The organism is Clostridium sp. YIM B02551, assembly GCF_022324735.1.
In the GTDB taxonomy this organism is placed as follows: Bacteria; Bacillota; Clostridia; order Clostridiales; family Clostridiaceae; genus Clostridium_T; species Clostridium_T paridis.
Map to the genome: position 1 here is coordinate 73979 of NZ_JAKGTF010000014.1, position 21208 is coordinate 95186.

Consider the following 21208-nt stretch of genomic DNA (forward strand, 5'->3'; position numbering starts at 1 on the left):
AGCTACCTTCAAGATAACAGATATAGAAAACCTTACAGCCTTGAGTTTTCCTCTCTTAATATCATTAATATCTCTACTCCTCTTTATCATAGCATAGATATAAATTTGTATATTAATTATATTATATTATTGAATCTTAATCTGTCAAGGATAAATAGTAATAATTTCATTATATAATAAACCACTAATATTTCTAAAAACAAAAACCAGAAGCCCTAAGACTTCTGGTTTTTTATTATTTAAACATTTCTAACTTCTTCATTAAGCCATAAAACTTTCTTAGGTTTTTGATTTGCATCTAAATTCTTAAATGCTGTTGCAAACATAAGCTTAATTCTATTTAATTGGTTTACTTCAGAAGCACCTGGGTCGTAGTCAATAGCTACTACATTAGATAATGGATATCTATGCTTAAGTGCTTTAATCATTCCCTTTCCAGTAACATGGTTAGGAAGACATGCAAATGGCTGCATACAAATAATATTATTAACACCACTTTCTATAAGCTCCATCATCTCAGCTGTTAAGAACCAACCTTCACCAGTTTGGTGTCCTAAAGATAATATTTGCGATGCCATATTTCCTAATTCTTGAATACTTACTGGTGGATGGAATCTTTCACTTTCCTCTAATGCTTTTTTCATTTCTTTTCTATATAACTCCATAGCCCAAATAGCTAGGTGTCCATTGTTCTTACTCTTCTTACTAAATGAAAGATATCTATATTTAAAGTCTGAATCGTAAGCTGAATAGAAGAAGAAATCTAAAAGATCTGGAACTACTGCTTCTCCACCTTCATTTTCTATTATACTAACTACATCATTATTAGCTAATGGATGGAATTTAACTAGGATTTCACCTACTACACCAATCCTTGGCTTCTTAATATCTAAAAGTTCTAATTCATCAAATTCTTTAATTATCCCTCTAACAGTTTTCTTAAAGGTCGACAATGAACCTCTTTTAACACTCTCAATAGCTATTGCTCTCCACTTTTCATATAGCGCATTTGCACTACCTTTAACTTTTTCATAAGGTCTTACTCTATATAAAACTCTCATGAATAAATCTCCATATACAAGTGACATTAAAGCTTTATTTAGTAACTTAAGTGTAAGCTTAAAGCCAGGATGTTTTTCCATACCAACTGCATTAAGTGATAAAACTGGAATATTTTCAAAACCTGCTTCTACTAATGCTTTTTTAAGGAATGCTATATAGTTAGTTGCTCTACAACCACCACCAGTTTGTGAGATGATTACAGATGTATTATTTAAATCATATTTTCCTGATTTTAATGCATGAATTATTTGTCCAATTGTAATTATAGAAGGATAACAAGCATCATTATTTACATATTTTAAGCCCTCTTCTATAGCCATCTTATCTTCTTCTGGTACTACAACTTTATATCCAGAAGAGTTAAATGCAGCCTCCACTAAATCAAAATGAATAGGTGACATTTGAGGAGCTAATATCGTGTGAGTTTTTCTCATTTCCTTTGTGAAAGTAGGAGATTTATATTTAAACTCTTCCTTTACTGGAACATAATGATTTCTAATTCTTTCTTCTATAGCTGCTTTTAAGCTTCTAATTCTTATTCTAACAGCACCTAGGTTATTTCCTTCATCTATTTTTAATACTGTGTATATCTTTCCACTAGCATTTAAAATTTCTTGTACTTGATCTGTAGTAACTGCATCAAGTCCACAACCAAAGGAATTTAATTGAACTAATTCTAAATTATCATTTTCACATACGTGTGCAGCTGCACTATATAATCTTGAATGATATGTCCATTGGTCAACAACTCTAAGTGGTCTTTCTAAGTTTCCTAAGTGAGCAACGGAATCTTCTGTTAAGACCGCCATTCCATAAGAAGTAATTATATTAGGTATACCATGGTTTATTTCAGGATCCACATGATATGGTCTTCCTCCTAAAACAATACCCTTCTTTCCAGTTTCTTTTAGATATGCAATTACCTCTTCACCCTTATCTCTTATATCCTGCTTATAATTTTCTCTTTCATTCCAAGCTAAATCTAAAGCTCTCTTACACTCTTCAACTGTTACATTAAAGCCCTTAAATTCTTCAACTAGTCTTGGAAGTAGTCTTTCCTTATCATTTAATGAGAAAAATGGATTCAAGTAGTTAATATTTTTTTCTTGTATTACATCCATATTGTTTTTTATTACTTCTGGATAGGAAGTAACTATTGGACAATTGTAATGATTATTTGCTCTTTCATCTTCTTTTTTCTCATATGCAATAGAAGGATAGAATATATTTTCAATACCTCTATTAACTAATGCCATTATATGTCCATGAACAATTTTAGCTGGATAACATGCAGATTCTGAAGGTATAGTTTCTATTCCCATTTCATAAATCTGTTTAGTACTTCTTGGTGATAATTCCACTCTAAAACCTAAGTCATTTAAAAAGGTGAACCAGAATGGATAATTTTCATATATATTTAAAACTCTAGGAATTCCTATGGTTCCTCTTTTGGCTTCTTCTTTCTTTAAAGGAATATAATTAAATGTTCTTTTATATTTATAATCATAAAGATTTGGTACATCATCATTTGATACTTTACCTATTATTGGTCTTTCGCATCTATTTCCTGATATAAATGTTTCTCCATTAGAGAATTTATTTTTTGTTAACAAACAATTGTTACCACATAAACCACATCTCTCTAAGGTTGTATCAAAACTAAAGTTTTCTAATTCATTAACCTTAAGAATATTGCTCTCAGAATCTTGAACATATCTTTCCCTAGATATTAATGCTGCACCAAAGGCACCCATTAGTCCTGCAATATCTGGTCTTATAACTTCTCTTTCTGAAACTAACTCAAAACTTCTAAGAACAGCATCATTATAGAAGGTACCCCCTTGAACGATGATCTTCTTACCCATTTCTTCTTTTCTTCTAATTTTAATTACTTTAAATAAAGCATTTTTTATAACTGAGTAAGAAAGTCCAGCAGAAATATCTCCTACTGTTGCTCCTTCCTTTTGAGCTTGCTTTACTCTTGAGTTCATAAATACAGTACATCTTGACCCTAAGTCTACTGGATTAGAAGCATATAATGCCTCTTTAGCAAAATCTTTAACTTCCATATTAAGAGACTTAGCAAAGGTTTCAATAAATGAACCGCATCCTGACGAACAAGCTTCATTTAGTAATATACTGTCAATTACACCATTTTTTATTCTAAGACACTTCATATCTTGTCCACCAATGTCTAAAATAAAATCCACACCTGGAAGGAAATGCTCTGCAGCCTTGTAGTGAGCTATGGTTTCTATTTCTCCAATATCAATATGTAGTGCTGATTTTATTAAACCTTCTCCATACCCAGTTACAGTTGAATTTACAATCTTAGCTGTTTTAGGTAATTTTCCATAGATATCCTTTAATATACCCACAACTCTTACTAATGGACTTCCTTCATTTGATCCATAGTATGAGTATAATATTTCTCCTTCTTCGCCAATCAAAGCAACTTTAGTAGTTGTTGATCCAGCATCTATACCCAAATAGCAATTTCCAGAATAATTTTCAATCTCATCTCTTTTTGCTTTATTTTTATCATGTCTATCTTTAAATTCTTGAAGTTCTTGTTCATCTTTAAATAAGGCTCTCAAACTATCTATTTCATGTTCTTCAATATTAGATAAATCTTTTAGCTTGTCTACAATATCTTTAAATATAACAGTTTCATGTTCTTTTGATGATATTGCTGCACCTAAAGCAACAAAAAGTTGCGAATTCTCTGGGAAAATCACATCATCATCTTTTAAATTTAATGTTTCAATAAATCTTTTTCTTAACTCTGATTGGAAGAATAATGGACCTCCTAAAAAGGCTACTTTTCCTCTTATAGGCTTTCCACATGCAAGTCCACTTATTGTTTGATTAACTACTGCTTGTAAAACAGAAGCTGCTATATCTTCCTTCTTTGCACCTTCATTTATTAAAGGTTGTACATCTGTTTTAGCAAAAACTCCACATCTTGCAGCAATTGGGTATATAACTTCATAATTCTTAGCAAGATCATTAAGACCAGAAGCATCAGTTTTTAATAAGGATGCCATTTGATCAATGAATGCACCTGTCCCCCCAGCACAGCTACCATTCATTCTTTGCTCTATTCCACCTTTGAAGTATGTGATTTTAGCATCTTCTCCGCCTAATTCGATTGCAACATCTGTTTCTGGAATAATCTCTTCTACCGTTTTAGTACAAGCCACAACTTCTTGTATAAAATTAACTCCAAGCCACTTTGCAACTGAAAGTCCGCCCGAACCTGTAATACTTATTGATATTTCAGTATTACCTAATTGCTTATAAGATTCCCTAATCAATCCTATAATAGTGCTTTTAATATCTGAAAAATGTCTTTTATATCTACTAAATACTATTTTATTAGACGCATTTAATACTACTAATTTAACGGTGGTAGACCCAACGTCTAACCCTAAATTATACATTAAACCCCTTCCTTTCTTCATAAAAAATCGTCAAGGCGATTATGAGCCGTCGATTTTTTTCTCGCATCTGCCTTTCCAAATGCATGTGTGGAAAATTTGGCAGGCGACTAATTCTACTTTTTACTCTTTGGGATTCTAGTAAATCCTTAGATTATAGTTGAATTATATTGTTATCAACAATCTTAAAATATTAGAAATTCCTAGAAGAGTAAAAAAACTAGAAAGACCCCACTTAATTATATTATTAAAAATGCGGTTTTAAAAGTTAAAAATATATTTACTTAAAATATAGTTTAATAGCTAATTGGGCTTTAAGTTCAACTATTAACTTATTCATTCTTGAAAATATCCTGAACTTAAAACTTTCAAAAAAGAATAAGTTAAGTTTCCTATAAAAACCCTAGAATATAGATTTCATAAGAATATTAACTATTTTTATGTTTGTTGAATATTAAATTTTTTTATGTCAAAAATTAAACTATAATAAACCAAAATAATTATGGAGGTACTATGAGTTATTTTCAAGAAGCAAACAATCTTTACAATAGTAAAAACTACCTTAAGGCATTGGATTATTATGAAAAAGCTATAAAAATCAACGAAAATTTATCTTGCTCATATTATAATGCAGGAGTATGTGCTATAAAAATGAAAAATTATAATATAGCAATCAAATACATAGAAAAGGCTTTAAGCTATTCAGCTGAAAGTAAGTATTTTTTTAATCTTGCTTATTCATATGCAATGATTTCTAATTCTAAAAAAGCACTTTTATATTTTAATAGAGCATGGGCTTTAGATAATAATGATACTGATTGTGAAAAAGCAATTGATTTACTTTTAAAAAAACTTTAATAGGGATTCCATACATTTGGTATCCCTATTATTATAAATGAGTTTTTAAATTAATCAATAGTATTTAAACAAATTATGAACAAGTTAATGTTTCAAATTCATATATAGAAAACATTACCACTCCCCAATTACTTTATCTTTCTTATGATCGCTATCAAAATTTTTATTATCAAAATAATTTCCTCCAACATAGAATGTCGGATCAACATTTATCCATCTTTTTTCTTCTGTTAAATATACTTCATTCCATGCATGACTTACCCACTTTGTTCCATCAAATCCTTGTCCAACTACTATCCTAACCTTTAAATTATTGGCTCTAGCCATGGCTACATATAAACATGCATAGTCAAAACATATGCCTTTTCTTGTGTTATATGCTTCTATTGCACCAGACTTATTCCTATAATTATCACTCATAATAGCTTCAGCTTTTGAATAATCATATTTTATATTGCTTCCTACCCAAGAATAGATTACCTTTGCTTTTTCCTTGGTAGATGTCTTATTTTTGGTTATACTTCTTGCCAAAGAGTCAATTTCGTTATTGGATTTAACACCTTCATCCAAGGTTATTCCATTATAAAGTACAATTCCACCTTTAGGGATGTTTGTACTATTTCCTACATTTGTTTCGCTATTAACTACATCTATTTTTAATGAGTCACCGATTAAATCTGGTAAAGTCTTCGCAAAATTAGACGTTGAAATAGGATTAAATATATTTTTATAAAAATATTGATAGGATTTTGATTCACTTGCAACTTTAATAATTTTATCTGAAGGCTTTAAGAATATTACCCCTTGCAATATCATACCAAATAGACAAGCTAAAATTATTCCATAAGGTATCTTAAAAAATCCTGAAATTATTGCTCTTCTAATGCTACCTCCACCATCTGAATAACTCTCAACTCTTTTAACTACTGGCTTAATAATCACACTATTAATTATAGCAAAAGGTATTAAACTTATTCCATATGCGATTGAAGTACATATTATAAGAATTATATAATACGATAGTTTAGGATTATTCTGCACAAACTCGCTAAATGAAGGTGATATTGTATCAAAAAAATTCTTGTTAAACAATGAGCTTTTATTTAAAAAGTTAATTGTAAAGAAAAATGAAATAATAAGACATATACTTTCCTCAATGCTTTTTATCTCATTCATAAAATTATTTGCTTTAAATCCATTAAATATTCCTATTACTATAGGAATCAGTAAACAAGAAAGAAATAGTATATCTATATAATAACTTTTCAAAAGAACACCTCCTTAATGGATTGGTAATCATATTATATCTTTAAAATCCTAATCGTAAATACTAATATTCAATGTTTCTTTTGCTACACCAGATGCCATTTCATAGTCATATCCTTTAGATATTAAAAATTTAATAAGCTTAGTTGATATAACATATTTGTTATCTTCTTTTCTTGCTAAACTCTGTAGCTTTTTTTCTGCTAGTTTAATGCAGGTATCTTTTTCAATATTTTCATCTATGTTCATTAACTTCTCATTAATTGTTTCTTTATCAATACCTTTTCTCATCAATGTATACTTAATCTTATTTCTTCCTTGATTTTTAATCTTATCTTTTATATACAGTTCGCTATATTTATCATCATTTATAAAATTATATTCCTCTAAAAATTTGAAAGTTCTTTCAATTGTCTTCTCTGAATATTCTTTTTCTATTAGCTTATCTTCAATTTCTTTTCTGGTTTTATGATTTTTTTCAAGTATTCTTAATGCTGAATTTTTGCATTTTAAAAATTCTTCTTGAGCAACTAACTCACTTAGTTTATCTAAATCTATCACCATATCTTTAGATAAATTAAATTTATATATTAACTCTCCAAAACAAGAGAATGCATATGATTCATCTATATATACATTTACTCTTTCTTTATTTCTTTTAGCTACTTCTATTTTTGTTATCTTACTCAATCTTATTCATCTCTTTCATTGGGTTTTAAAATATGAATTGTTGGAGCCTTAAGTAGAAGTTCTGAAACTTCATAAATATCTTCTGGCTTTAATTTGTTTAGCTCATCCATATCTTCAATAAATTCATATATATCTTCATCTTCTAATAACTGATGCAAACAATAGTTTCCTAAATCTGTTGGATCTTCCAAAGTGGATATTACCGCAGTTTTGTGAACTTTTTTCATTAAAGAAAATGTTGAATCATCAAAAATTATTTTTCTATTCTTTATATCTTCTATACAGTTATTAATTACCTTCATAGTCTCAGATGCACTCTCTTCATCTACTGATGTAAATATATGAAGGGTTTTAACATCTTTGCTTATATCCAAATGAGTATATACATCATATGCTAAGCCCCTATTTTCTCTTAATTCTCTAAAAAGTAATGAATTTGAACTTTCCCCTAACTTATGATTTAGTATTTTCAAAGGAAGTTCCATGCTCTTAGGTAATTCCTTGAAAGCAAATAAATAAGTAATTGTGGTTTGTTCAATATCATTCTTATAAGTTTCAAATATTCCAGGTTTATTTTTTTCAAATATAAACTCAGGTTTGACAGGAATTGATTTTTCCCAAGAACTAAAATGTTTTTGAACTAAATCTATTGCTTCATCATGAGAATAATTTGATACAAATGTAAGAATCGCATTGGTTGAATTATAGTATCTTTTATAGAACTCTGCTAAGTCTTTTCTTTTAAATGCAGCAACACTTTCTTCTGTTCCCATTATATCATACTTAAGCCCGCTTTTTTGGAAAGCAAAATCACTAGTTCTTCTAAAACTCAAATCCTCAATATCATCCTTACTTGTTCTGATTTCAGATAGAATTACTCCTCTTTCCTTTTTCAATTCTTCCTCATCAAAAACTGGGTTTATAATCATATCACTTACTAACTCTATAGCATTTTCAATCTCCTCTTGAAGACAGGTAACTGAATAGACTGTTGAAGTATAATCAGTATATGCATTATATTCCCCACCTAAATTTTCTAATTCATCATTTAATTCTTCGTTATTTCTTTTTTGTGTTCCCTTAAACACCATATGTTCAATAAAATGAGATATTCCCTTCTCATTATCATTTTCATATAAAGCACCTACCTTTATCCCTAAATTTATAGATGCTAATTGTGTATCTTTATTTATTGTTATAACCTTAAACCCATTTTTTAAAACATGGGACTTTGCATCAAAATTAAGTTTCACCATTCATTTGCTCCTTTTATTATTAATTACTTTAATTATACCTGTAAATTATTATATAATATATTAATGAAAGGAGTAAGAGTATTATGGAAAATATATTAATTGTTGAAGATGAACATAGAATAAGAGCGCTATTAAAAGATTATCTTGTTATTGAGCAATTTAACATAATTGAAGCCTCCAATGGTAATGAAGGATTACACCTTTTTAAGCAACATGACATAAAGTTAGTTATATTAGATATAATGATGCCTGGTCTCAATGGTTTAGCTGTAATGGAGGAAATAAGAAAAACTTCTTCAGTTCCTATAATTTTACTAACTGCTAAGAGCCAGGAAGAAGATAAACTATTAGGCTATGAGCTAGGTGCAGATGACTATATTACTAAACCTTTTTCACCCAAAGTTCTTGTGGCCAAAATTAAAGCATTATTAAAAAGAACTAGTTCTAGTACTAAGGGTACTATTATAAGCTTTTCTAAGCTAAGTGTAAATAAACAATCCATGGAAGTATTGGTTAATGGAACTTCAATTACACTTACACCAAAAGAATATGATTTATTGTTATATCTCATTGAAAATGAAAAAATTGTTCTTTCTAGAGACACAATCTTGGACGGAGTTTGGGGATATGATTATTTTGGAGATAACAGAGTTGTAGATACTACTGTGAAACGTTTGAGAGAAAAGCTAGCTGATGCATCTGATTACATTGTAACAGTTAGAGGAAGTGGATATAAATTTGAGGTGAAAGAATGAATAGTAAAATAGGTAAAAGAATATTTATTATCACCCTATTAACACTAACAATTCTAGTTTCACTTATTCTAATTTTTCAAAAAAGTTTCTTTGAAAAATTCTATGTACAAGAAAAGACTAAAAACCTTAGTAATAACCTAGATACATTTAGTAAAAATAATTCTTTTAAGGGCGATGATAGTACTACTTTACTAGAATCAATGTATAAATTTCAAGAAGATAACAATGGCCAACTAGGAATATTATATCTAGATACATCTAAAGTATTTTTCCCTCCTAATACAAGGAGTGAGTTTAAAAATCTATTTAGATCAATATTTAATGGGTTAGCCTCTGATAAAACTACAGTTAATTCATTGATATCATCAGGCAAAGTAAAAACAGAAACATACTATAGTGAAGAATTAGATACAAATATAATAGTATCAGCCTGCCCAATGTCACTAAATTATAAATATGATTCTATTCTTATTGCTGTTTCTACTGTTCATCCAATTAGAGAAGCTTCAAGTGTATTATCCTCATTTATACCATACTTTATAGCTGTTTCTTTATTAGTAGCCGTATTATATTCAGTTATTTTATCTAGATATATCGCTAATCCACTTATAAAGCTTAATAAAATTGCAACTAAAATGAGTAACATGGATTTTTCAGAAAGATATACACCTAAAGACAATGACGAAATAAACAATCTCGGAGAAACTTTAAACTTCTTATCTTCTAACTTAAGCAACGCACTAGAAGAGCTTAAAAGCAAGAATTTGTCACTCCAAAATGAAGTTGAAAGGGAACGAGAGATTGAGGAAATGAGAAAAAACTTTATCGCAAATGTTTCCCATGAATTAAAAACTCCTATTGGAATAATAGAGGGATATGCTGAGGGGTTGAGGGATGGTGTATTAAAGGATCCTGACGGAAATTACTTCAATATCATAATTGATGAAGCTCATAAGATGAATAAACTCGTTATGGATATGTTAGAGTTATCTAAACTTCAATCTGGAGTGCTAAAACCAAAGTTTGAAAGTTTCAACTTAATAAGAATGATAAATTTATCTCTTAGGAAATATGAAGGCTTGATAAATGAAAAAAATATATCTATAAACTTTAACCCTTCCTTTGAATATCTTTATGTAACTGGTGATACTTTTCAGATTGAGCAAGTATTAAGTAACTTTATAACTAATGCAATAAAGTACACTCCTAACAATGAGGAGATAATTATCTCTTTAGAAAAGTTAAATGAATTAGTCCTTGTATCCATAGAAAACCTAGGTGCATCTATAGCCCCAGAAGAGCTTGATAATATATGGAATAAGTTCTATAAGGTGGATAAGTCAGGTAAGCGTGATGGTAATTCCTCTGGATTAGGGCTATCTATTACAAGAGGAATATTAGACCTACATAAGAGTTCTTACGGAATTAAAAATACTGAAAAAGGTGTTTTAGCTTTTTTCACATTAGAAGCTTCAAAAGAAACTGAATATGAATAATAGAAAGAAGAAGCCTCAGCTTCTTCTTTCTATTATCATTCCATAAGTAACCTTTTTTAGCTTTTATTTAATCTATAAAAATCCCCCATCTATTGAGATTATTTGTCCAGTTATATATTTGCTTTCATCACTGGATAAGTAACTAACTAAGTCACCAACTTCCTTTCCTTCGCCAAATCTACCTAATGGGATTTCTTCTTCTAATTCTTTTCTTTCTTCTTCATCCATCCATTTATTCATTTCTGTTTCTATAACTCCTGGCGCAACTGCATTTACTCTTATATTAGCAGAACCCATTTCTTTTGCTAAAGATTTTGTAAATAAATTTACTGCCCCTTTGGTTGAAGAGTAAATTACCTCACAAGAAGCTCCTGCTATTCCCCACATTGAAGAAATATTTATAATACTTCCTGCTCTTTGAGATAACATATGTGGAATAACAACATGCGACATATTAAGCACTCCCTTAATGTTTACATCTATCAATGAGTCCATTTCTTCTACTTTGATATCCATAAATAGTCCTATCTTTGAAATGCCTGCATTATTTACTAATATATCTATTCTTTTAAACACTTTAAGAGTCTCTTGAGCAATATATTTGCAATCATCATAATTTGCAACACTCCCTTTTACTATATGGCTATTCCCTCCAAGAGCCTTAATTTTCTCTTGTGTATCAATTGCACCTTTTTCATCACTGTTATAATTTATTATTATATTTGCACCTTTTTCAGCCAAACTAATTGCAATAGATTTTCCTATTCCTTTTGATGATCCAGTTACAATTGCTACTTTTCCTTTTAAATTACTCATTTTTCCTCCTAGTTGTATAATTATAAAATTTCTTTTATAACCCTTTCAGCATTTTTATAAAATATTTTTTCTATCTCATTTTCTTTAAATCCATTCTTAATAAGTGCTTCCTTAAGCAAAGGCATTTTTGAAACATCTTCTATCTCCACCTTATTCTCAATTCCATCAAAATCACTACCTAGGGCTATAACTTCAATTCCCCCTACATTTCTGATATGTTTAATGTGAGCAATAATATCGTCTATTCTAGATACTTCGCTTTTTCCTAAAAACCAAGAGCAGAAATTAATACCCATTACCCCACCAGTATTCCCAAGTATCTTTATCATGTCATCGGTTAAATTTCTAGGATGATTACATATTTCTCGGGCGTTAGAATGGGTAGCAATAAATGGTTTTTTTGAATATTTATAAACATCGTAAAAACCCCCGTCAGAAAGATGGGATGTATCAATGAGCATTCCTAATTCATTCATTTTACTTACTACTTCAATACCAAATTCCTTAAGACCTTTATTCATAAATTCCTTTTTATAATTTGGATATCCTATTGAGTTTTCATAATTCCAGGTTAATGTAATTCCTCTAATACCTAAATTATATACTTCTATTAAATTATCTATAGCTCCTTTTATTACTTCTCCTTCTTCAATAGTAAAAAGTGCTCCAATTTTATCACTATTTAAATGCTTGTAACTAGTTACTCCATTAATTACATCTTTATTATTATTTAATTCTTTTTGGAAGTTGCTAAACATACTTTTAAACTCTTCAAAAGGATCTTCTACCTTTTCTAAATTTATGAAGAAAGCAAAAAACTGACAAAACGCTTCCCCTTTAATTAATTTATCTATGTCTACAGATCCACTACTCTTTTTAAGATTCTCACCCCTATTTTTATATAAAAATGATGGTGTATCACAATGCATATCTATAAATTTCATTTCTTCCTCCAATAATATTTATAATTCTTTTCTGCTTAAAACTATTCTATTATCTAATTCTATATCTAAAGTCCACTTAATTAATTTAAATCTTTGATTTTCATACTCTAAGGTAGTAATATGGTTTGGAAACACACAACACCCGTCATTATAATACTCTCCTGTCTTTAAATCACTTATTCTGCTGCTATGTGTATGACCTGCTATAATCCTCTTATTATTTTTTGTACACCATTCTATAATCCTACTATCTATTTTATTTCTTTTAGAAATATTTCTTGCTGGAGATATAGGCGTCTTAATTCCAAAGTTTTGCAATTTACTCCATACACTTCTTAATAAAAATCTTGAAAGTAACCATAGATCACTATTAAAAAAATCCACTTGATGCCCATGTATCACTAAGTATTCATTTTCTCCATTGGTTAACTTAATACCTTCACATATATCACCTTCACCATATAAATCCATAAGCACTTTATAAAAAGCTTCATTCTTACTAAAGTTTATTATTTTTGTTAGTCTTTTCTTATTCTTCTTAATCATATCATGATTTCCCCATATTAAATAAAGATCATTTCTTTTTTTAAACTTAAGAAGAATTTCAAAAATATCTTTATATACAAACCCTATATCCCTAAAATCTTTATTTTCCCAAAGCTCGTCTCCATCTCCAATTTCTATTAGCTTAAATTTATTTTTTAAATAGTAGTTTAAAGCCCCTTTATATATATTATAATTTTGTATTAAACTATCCCTATAGCTTCCATCACCTCTATGGCAGTCACTTATAAACACAAACTTATCTCTAGGTTTTAACTCCACTATTTTAGAATTACAACATAGATTATCTAATCTTTTATTGTACATATTTTCCTCTTTAATTATTAATATCATTATACTATATGAAAAAGACATATATCTAGGCACACTGAAGATAATTATTCTCATTAGTTATGATAATTTGAGTAAAATAAAAATCACCATATATTTATATGGTGATTTTGAATTCATAATTAATTATATAGTGGATGTTTTTCGCATAAAGCTCTAACTCTAGCTTTAGCTTCCTTTAAATCCTCATCCTTATTTTCAATAACATAGCTAATTATAGAAGCTATTTCTTTCATATCTTCCTTACCAAAACCTCTTGTTGTTACTGCTGCAGTACCAATTCTTATTCCAGAAGTTACGAAAGGACTTCTTGTTTCATTTGGTACGGTATTTTTATTAACTGTAATGCCTACTGTATCAAGCAATTTTTCTGCTTCCTTACCAGTAATGTCTTTGTTATTTAAATCTAGTAGTATTAAATGATTATCTGTTCCATTTGATACTATCTTAAATCCATTCTTAACAAGTTCTTCAGATAAAACCGCACAATTTTCTACAACATTTTTTCCATATTCCTTAAAAGATGGATCTAATGCTTCCTTTAAACATACTGCCTTTGCTGCAATAATATGCATTAAAGGGCCACCTTGCATACCTGGAAAAATACTTTTATCAAGATCCTTAGCATATTTTTCTTTGCAAAGAATAAGTCCTCCTCTAGGTCCTCTTAAGGTTTTATGTGTTGTAGTTGTAACGAAGTCTGCATATGGCACAGGACTAGGATGAACTCCAGCTGCAACTAATCCAGCAATATGAGCCATATCAACCATAAATAACGCTCCTACCTCGTCAGCAATCTCCTTAAATTTCTTAAAATCTATTACTCTTGAATAAGCTGATGCTCCTGCAACTATAAGTTTAGGTTTATGCTCTAACGCCAATCTTCTTACTTCATCATAATTAATAGTTTCAGTTTCTTTATCAACTCCATATGACACAAAGTTAAATAACTTTCCTGAAAAGTTTACTGGTGAACCATGAGTTAAATGTCCTCCATGACTTAAGTTCATTCCTAATACTGTATCACCTGGATTTAAAATTGTAAAATATACTGCCATGTTTGCTTGTGAACCTGAATGAGGTTGAACATTTGCATGTTCTGCTCCAAAAAGTTCCTTCGCTCTTTCTATTGCTAAAGATTCAACTTCATCAACAACATGACATCCACCATAATATCTTTTTGCTGGATATCCTTCTGCATATTTATTTGTCAAATATGATCCCATTGCTTCCATTACAGCTTTAGAAGTAAAATTCTCAGAAGCAATAAGTTCAATTCCATATTGTTGCCTGTCTAACTCCTTATTAATAAGGTTTAGGATATCACTATCCATTTCTTTCAAATTTGTAAAGTTCATATTAACACCCCAATTTCTTAAAATTTACGTTACATATTTTATTTTATCATACGAAAACATAAAAATAAATTAATAGTTGAAGTTAAAGGCTTATATGCTATAATTTCATATGAAAAGAAATGTTTAACGGAGATATAAATTTATGGATAGCAATAAAATATTACATGTGGCTACATATGCTGGCAGAATAATTTTAGAAAATGGCGGCGAAACCTATAGAGTCGAAGAAACCATAAATAGAATATGTCATGCTTTTGGTATGGAGGATGCTGATAGCTTTGTAACGCCTACAGGAATAATGGCGTCTGCTTTTCACACAGAAAGAGGTACATTTTCACTTGTGAGACGAGTTAGATCTAGAACAGTTAATCTTCAAAAAGTTCATGAGGTAAACGACTTATCAAGAAATATACTTTTAAAAAACATGACCGTACTTGAGGTTTTAGACGAACTAAAAAAAATAGATAAATCTAAAAGATATGGTGATAAAACAACCATATTCTTTTCTGCTTTAGGTGCCGGAGCATTTTCGATGCTTTTTGGAGGGAATTTAAAAGATTTTGTAGCTGCTTTTATTATTGGTCTTGTAATAAAATATTTTTCAATTGTTAGTAGCTCTCTTTCTATAAATGATTTTTTCACAAACAGCATATCTGGCGCTATAACAGCCATTATGGCTTTAATTTTCATTAAATTAAATATTGCATCTAATTTAGATATGACCATAATTGGAGCCATTATGCTTCTTGTGCCTGGTCTTGCTATTACTAATGCAATTCGTGATACTATAGCTGGAGATTTTGTTTCTGGATTAACAAGAGCTGCTGAAGCCTTTCTTGTTGCTATTGCAATTGCTGTAGGTTCAGGAATTGTATTAAGCTTTTGGTTTAAGTTTTATGGAGGTATATAATTATGATTAAAGAAATTGTAGTATCTATTATTGCAACTTTAGGCTTTGGAATTATCTTTAATATAAAAGGAAAAAATCTTGTTTTCGCTTCTTTAGGCGGTGGATTAGGTTGGTTAGTTTATAAATTATCTTTAAATCATTCAAATTCTATTACCTTAGCTTTATTTATATCTTCTATTATTTTCTCTGCATATTCAGAAATATTAGCAAGAATATTAAAAAGTCCAGTAACTACCTTCATAATTTGTGCATTAATTCCTCTAGTTCCTGGTGGAGGAATGTACTATACTATGTATGAAATAGTTCAAGGAAATATTGATAAGTCCCTGCAACTAGGACTTAATACATTAGCTTCTGCAGGAGCCTTAGCTTTAGGTATTATTTTCGTTTCTTCAATAACTAGGATTATAATAACTCCAAAAACGAGAAAAACATAAATTAAGATAAAAAAGTGGGTGTCTCAAAATTTATTATGAGACATCCACTTTTATTATTTCATAAAAGAATTAAGTGTTTTAATCAGATTTTCTAATCCTTCTTCTCCTTCACTTCCTGGTTCTATTCCTATACAATTTCTAGCATAATCCTCTAATATTAATCCACCAACTTTATTTATTGCTGCTCTAATTGCTGAAATCTGAACTAACACATCTGAACAACATACATTTTTATCTATCATTCCTTGTATACCCTTAACTTGACCTTCTATTCGTTTGAGCCTTGTTAGAATATCTTTTTTTAACTTTTCTTCTTTTTCCATTCTTCCATCTCCTTATACCTATAAGGGGTATTTTCTATAATTATAACCTATGCTTAATTTATTATTCAAGCAAAAAATCCTCAAGGCGATAGGAAACCTCTAATGTTATCCTTAACCTTAAAATATTATAAATTCCTAAAGAGTAAAATAACCCAATCCATATTTATACTAAAACATGGATTAGGCCATATTATACTTAACTACTTATCTTCTTTATTTAATGAAATTCCTAATTCCACAAGTTGTTTTTCATCTGCTACATTAGGAGCTTCAGTCATTGGGCAGAATGCATTTTGATTCTTAGGGAATGCAATAACATCTTTTATATTATCTGTTCCTGCTAAGAACATAATCATTCTATCAAAACCAAATGCCAATCCACCATGTGGAGGTGGTCCAAACTTAAAAGCTTCTAATAAGAATCCGAATCTTTCCCATGCACTTTCTTGAGTAAATCCTAAAACTCCAAACATTCTTTCTTGAAGCTTAGTATCATGTATTCTTATAGAACCTCCACCTAACTCCTCACCGTTAAGTACTAAGTCATATGCCTTAGCTCTAACTCTTCCCGGATCAGACTCTAGGTATTCTAAATCTTCATCCATTGGGCATGTAAATGGGTGATGAGCTGCAAAATATCTTCCTTCTTCCTCATCATATTCTAAAAGTGGGAATTCTGTAATCCAACAGAAATTAAATTCATTTTTATCCTTTATTAGATCATATTTTTTAGCTAACTCTAATCTTAATTGACCTAATGATTGGAATACAACAGAATTTTTATCCGCAACTATAAGTATCATATCACCAGTTTCAGCAGACATCACATTTATAATATTTTTCAATTCATCTTCTTTTAAGAATTTAGATATTGGAGATTTTATTTCTTCTTCCTTTAATTGAATCCATGCAAGACCTTTAGCTTTAAATGTCTTAACAAATTCGCCTAATCTATCTATATCCTTTCTTCCCATGTTAGCTCCATCTTTAAGGCATATCGCTCTAACTGATCCGCCATTTGCTAAAGCATCTTGGAAGACTTTAAACTCTGCATTCTTTACAGTTTCAGATAAATCTCTTATTTCCATATCAAATCTTAAGTCTGGTTTGTCTGAACCATATTTCTCCATAGCTTCTTTATATGGCATTCTTCTTATAGGAAGCTTAACATCAACATTTCCAACTTCTTTAAATACATGCTTTATTAAACCTTCATTAAGTTCCATAACATCATCTTGCTCAACGAAACTCATTTCTAAGTCTATTTGAGTAAATTCTGGTTGTCTGTTTGCTCTTAAGTCTTCATCTCTAAAACACTTAACTATTTGGAAGTACTTATCAAATCCAGAAACCATTAAAAGTTGCTTAAATAATTGTGGTGATTGAGGTAATGCATAAAACATTCCTGGATAATTTCTTGAAGGAACTAAATAGTCTCTTGCTCCTTCTGGTGTGCTTTTTGTAAGCATTGGAGTTTCTATTTCTAAAAACTCACTGTTTACAAGATAATCTCTAACTGCTTTCGCTGTTTTACTTCTAATCATAAGTATTTTTTGCATATCGCTTCTTCTTAAGTCCAAATATCTATACTTAAGTCTAATATTTTCAGCTGCATCTAAATTATCTTTAATATATATAGGAGGCGTTTCTGATTCTGAAAGAATTTTTATTTCTTCTCCCTTTAATTCAACCATCCCAGTTGCCATTGCATTATTTGGAGCTTCTCTTCTTATAATTTCACCTTTTATTGCTATGCAATATTCTGGTCTAACTTTATTAGCTTTTTCAAATGCTTCTTTATTTATTACTTCTCCAAATACCACCTGTAAAATTCCAGTTCTATCTCTAAGATCTACAAACTCAAGTCCCCCTAAGTTTCTATTTCTTTGAACCCATCCCATTACAGTTACTTTTTGTCCTATGTGCTCTTCTCTTAACTCTCCGCACATTATGGTTCTTTTCCATGAATTTAAGGCTTCACCCATTTTTCTTCCTCCTAATTACTTAACTAAACTTACTATATCTTCTAATGAATCTAATTTTATATCAAATGTTTCTCCATCAGACATCCTTTTGATTTTCCCTGTACCATTTGCAATTTCATCTTCACCTAATATTAATGTAAAAGCTGCTCCTATTTTATTTGCATACTTCATTTGAGCCTTTACACTTTTCTTCATGTGATCGCAGTCACTCTTAATTCCAAGTTTTCTTAACTTATAAGTAAGCGCAAAGGCTTTAACTCTAGCTAAATCTCCCATTGAACCAATAAATAGGTCAATTGTATTTGGTTCTGGAATCTCTATTCCTTCTTCCTCAAGAGTAAGTAATAATCTTTCTAGTCCTAATCCAAATCCAACTGCTGGTGTCTCTGGACCACCTATTTCCGATATAAGACCATCATATCTTCCACCACCACATACAGTTATATCTTTATTTATAATTTCAAAAACTGTTCTTGTGTAATAATCTAGTCCTCTAACTATTTTAGGGTCTATTTCAAAATTAATATCCATAGCATTTAAATAGTTTTTTACTTCATCAAAGTGATTGCTACAATCTTCACAAATATAATCTAAAATAACTGGTGCATTTTTAGTTATTTCTTTACAGCTTCTTTCTTTACAATCCAGTATTCTCATTGGATTTTTTTCAAATCTACTTTTACAAGTATCACAAAGATTATCATAATTTTCTTTTAAGAAATCCATTAATGCCTTGTTATATTTTGCTCTACATTCTGGGCAACCTAAACTATTTATATTTAGAGTTAATCCCTCTATTCCAAATTCATCTAATGCTCTCATTGCTAAGGAAATGACTTCTGCATCAATAGAAGCTTCCTTTGAGCCAAATATTTCAATACCAAATTGGTTAAATTGTCTAAGTCTTCCCTTTTGCATTTTTTCATATCTAAAACAAGGAGTAAAATAATATAACTTTGTAGGTTGTGCATCATTAAATAATGAATTTTCAATAAATGCTCTAACAGAAGGGGCAGTACCCTCTGGTTTTAAAGTTATACTTCTTTCACCTTTATCTAAAAATGTATACATTTCCTTTTGAACAACATCTGTAGTTTCTCCAACGCCTCTTTTAAAAAGTTCAGTGTGCTCAAATATAGGCGTCCTAATTTCTCTTATTCCATATTCTTTTGAAAGCTCTCTAAATTTATTTTCTACATATTGCCACTTATATGCATCCTTAGGAAGCATATCTTTTGTCCCTTTTGGAGCTTGAATTTTATCCATTAACCTTCCTCCCTTATTCATACAAAGTATCTAATAAATCTATTTTCCCTTGTATCATTTCATCAATTCTATTTACATATTCTTTAACATCTTTGACGTTACCGAATCTTTCAATCCTATTTTCATCATGAAAAACTACTTTTGATACGGCATCTGCACCAATTGCTATTATGGTTTCTGTATCTTCAATCATTAGCATATTATATATGCATTCCTTATTACTCAAAGAATATCCTACATTCTCCATATTTCCAACCATATTCTTTTGTCTATACATATAATAAGGTTCCATTTTTAAATCCATAGCTAATTCTCTAGTTTTTTCATACATTCTATTTAACTCATCTTGAGCAGGTCTATATAGCTTTTTCCCTAATATAAGTTCTTCATGTAACCTAGAAGCTCTTTTAATTGACATTCCATGAACAGTTAGGGATTCTGGTTTCAACTTAAGTATATCTATAAAGGTATTATTTATTTCATCAATGCCTTCACCTGGCAGACCTACTATTATATCCATATTAATATTATCAAAGCCCAAACTTCTCGCCAAGTTAAACTTATTAATAACCTGTTCCTTTGTATGTCCTCTACCTATATTCTTAAGTGTAACATCATTCATTGATTGCGGATTAATACTAATTCTATCAACTCTATATTTTTTCATAGTATCTAGCTTTTCTTCTGTTATTGAATCAGGTCTTCCGCATTCCACAGTAAATTCAATCGGGTTAAAAGGCTCAATTAAATTATTATAAATTTCGGCCATTAATCCTTCAAATTCTTCATTGTCAACTGACGTAGGCGTTCCACCACCAAAATATACCGTATTAACTTCTAACTGCTTACTAGAAATATATTTACTCATAGCATCCATTTCTTTTTTTAGTGCTGAAATATATGGTTCAACTTGTTTCTTAGCTCCAGCTATTGGGTTAGACGCAAATGAACAATATAAACACCTAGTTGGACAAAAAGCCATCCCAATATAAATACTTATTTTTTCTTTTTTAACATCCACAAATCCTTTTTCTCTCTCTGCAATTTCAATGCACAGATCACTTTTTTCCTTAGATGTTAGATATTTATTTTTAAAATATTCACGTATTTCTTCTTTTGATTTTCCTTCATTCAATAAAGAAAGCGCTATTTTACTTGGTCTTATTCCTATTAAAGTACCCCAAGGATAATAATCCTTAGTTAATTCACTTAATAATTTAAATAGCTCTCTTTTAACAGATTCCTTCCTATCTTCTTCCAAAGAAACCTCTCTAAGCACTTCTTTATTCTCTATAATAAGTAATGAATCTTTAATTGTAATCTTATAATCAAAATCATCTGCTCTATTTATTTTAATATCCTCTAAAGGGAAAAATATATTGAACATTTGATATACGTCATATCTTAAATTTTCATCTGATAGTGTTATATTTAGTATCATTTTCCTCTCCT

17 protein-coding genes and 1 other annotated feature (1 of these 18 only partly in view) are annotated in these 21208 nt (G+C 29.8%); of the genes, 5 read left to right on the forward strand and 12 right to left on the reverse strand.

From position 1 onward, the window contains the following. Positions 1-99: a binding site (T-box leader), on the reverse strand; it reaches 142 nt to the left of the window's first position. 140 nt (positions 100-239) lie between these two features. After that, positions 240-4505, reverse strand: a complete 4266-nt coding sequence (locus L1S47_RS16540) for an acyl-CoA dehydratase activase-related protein (RefSeq protein ID WP_373689105.1) — start codon at positions 4503-4505, stop codon at positions 240-242. 510 nt (positions 4506-5015) lie between these two features. Here L1S47_RS16540 and L1S47_RS16545 point away from each other — a divergent pair. Further along, the gene (locus tag L1S47_RS16545) at positions 5016-5360 is read left to right on the forward strand and encodes a tetratricopeptide repeat protein (protein ID WP_238884925.1); all 345 of its coding nucleotides are present in this window, start codon (positions 5016-5018) and stop codon (positions 5358-5360) included. Positions 5361-5474: 114 nt separating this feature from the next. Here the strand turns inward: L1S47_RS16545 and L1S47_RS16550 are convergent, their stop codons facing one another. Genes L1S47_RS16550 through L1S47_RS16560 form a run of 3 tightly spaced genes read right to left on the reverse strand, consistent with a single transcriptional unit; the run spans position 5475 to position 8572 of the window. Beyond that, positions 5475-6629: a transglutaminase family protein gene (locus L1S47_RS16550; RefSeq protein WP_238884927.1), complete on the reverse strand. Its 1155-nt coding sequence runs from the start codon at positions 6627-6629 to the stop codon at positions 5475-5477. 48 nt (positions 6630-6677) lie between these two features. Then, the gene (gene recX / locus L1S47_RS16555) at positions 6678-7316 is read right to left on the reverse strand and encodes a recombination regulator RecX (protein ID WP_238884929.1); all 639 of its coding nucleotides are present in this window, start codon (positions 7314-7316) and stop codon (positions 6678-6680) included. A gap of 2 nt (positions 7317-7318) precedes the next feature. Continuing rightward, on the reverse strand, positions 7319-8572 hold the full coding sequence (locus L1S47_RS16560; protein ID WP_238884931.1) for a pitrilysin family protein: 1254 nt from the start codon (positions 8570-8572) through the stop codon (positions 7319-7321). Between the two features lie 80 nt (positions 8573-8652). Here L1S47_RS16560 and L1S47_RS16565 point away from each other — a divergent pair, with 80 nt between their 5' ends. Further along, entirely contained in the window at positions 8653-9327 is a 675-nt protein-coding gene (locus L1S47_RS16565; RefSeq protein ID WP_373689107.1) for a response regulator transcription factor, read from the forward strand. Continuing rightward, positions 9324-10823, forward strand: a complete 1500-nt coding sequence (locus L1S47_RS16570) for a HAMP domain-containing sensor histidine kinase (RefSeq protein WP_238884935.1) — start codon at positions 9324-9326, stop codon at positions 10821-10823. Before L1S47_RS16565 ends, L1S47_RS16570 begins: the two co-directional genes overlap by 4 nt. A gap of 72 nt (positions 10824-10895) precedes the next feature. On the opposite strand, the gene ymfI is transcribed toward L1S47_RS16570, so the two are convergent. The 4 genes from ymfI to glyA all read right to left on the reverse strand — a co-directional run bounded on the left by ymfI (position 10896) and on the right by glyA (position 14835). Continuing rightward, positions 10896-11639, reverse strand: a complete 744-nt coding sequence (gene ymfI / locus L1S47_RS16575; protein WP_238884937.1) for an elongation factor P 5-aminopentanone reductase — start codon at positions 11637-11639, stop codon at positions 10896-10898. 20 nt (positions 11640-11659) lie between these two features. Continuing rightward, positions 11660-12583, reverse strand: a complete 924-nt coding sequence (locus tag L1S47_RS16580) for a dipeptidase (protein ID WP_238884939.1) — start codon at positions 12581-12583, stop codon at positions 11660-11662. 18 nt (positions 12584-12601) lie between these two features. Then, complete coding sequence (locus tag L1S47_RS16585) at positions 12602-13453, reverse strand: metallophosphoesterase (protein ID WP_202766486.1); 852 nt, start codon at positions 13451-13453, stop codon at positions 12602-12604. A gap of 146 nt (positions 13454-13599) precedes the next feature. Next, complete coding sequence (gene glyA, locus L1S47_RS16590) at positions 13600-14835, reverse strand: serine hydroxymethyltransferase (protein WP_238884941.1); 1236 nt, start codon at positions 14833-14835, stop codon at positions 13600-13602. 142 nt (positions 14836-14977) lie between these two features. On the opposite strand from glyA, the gene L1S47_RS16595 reads away from it, so the two are divergent. Both L1S47_RS16595 and L1S47_RS16600 read left to right on the forward strand, forming a co-directional pair. Next, positions 14978-15745 carry a threonine/serine exporter family protein gene (locus tag L1S47_RS16595; RefSeq protein ID WP_238884943.1) on the forward strand — a complete coding sequence of 256 codons (768 nt, stop codon included), beginning with the start codon at positions 14978-14980 and terminating at the stop codon, positions 15743-15745. 2 nt (positions 15746-15747) lie between these two features. Further along, complete coding sequence (locus L1S47_RS16600; RefSeq protein WP_238884945.1) at positions 15748-16182, forward strand: threonine/serine exporter family protein; 435 nt, start codon at positions 15748-15750, stop codon at positions 16180-16182. A 53-nt stretch (positions 16183-16235) separates the two neighbouring features. Here the strand turns inward: L1S47_RS16600 and L1S47_RS16605 are convergent, their stop codons facing one another. The 4 genes from L1S47_RS16605 to L1S47_RS16620 form a co-directional block, all read right to left on the reverse strand. Continuing rightward, on the reverse strand, positions 16236-16505 hold the full coding sequence (locus tag L1S47_RS16605) for a metal-sensitive transcriptional regulator (protein WP_202766490.1): 270 nt from the start codon (positions 16503-16505) through the stop codon (positions 16236-16238). A gap of 200 nt (positions 16506-16705) precedes the next feature. After that, on the reverse strand, positions 16706-18490 hold the full coding sequence (gene aspS, locus L1S47_RS16610) for an aspartate--tRNA ligase (protein WP_238884947.1): 1785 nt from the start codon (positions 18488-18490) through the stop codon (positions 16706-16708). A 15-nt stretch (positions 18491-18505) separates the two neighbouring features. Further along, positions 18506-19756 carry a histidine--tRNA ligase gene (hisS, locus tag L1S47_RS16615; protein ID WP_238884949.1) on the reverse strand — a complete coding sequence of 417 codons (1251 nt, stop codon included), beginning with the start codon at positions 19754-19756 and terminating at the stop codon, positions 18506-18508. Positions 19757-19769: 13 nt separating this feature from the next. Beyond that, positions 19770-21197 (reverse strand): coproporphyrinogen III oxidase, encoded by a 1428-nt coding sequence (locus L1S47_RS16620; protein WP_238884952.1) that lies wholly within the window; start codon positions 21195-21197, stop codon positions 19770-19772. Positions 21198-21208 lie beyond the last annotated feature (11 nt).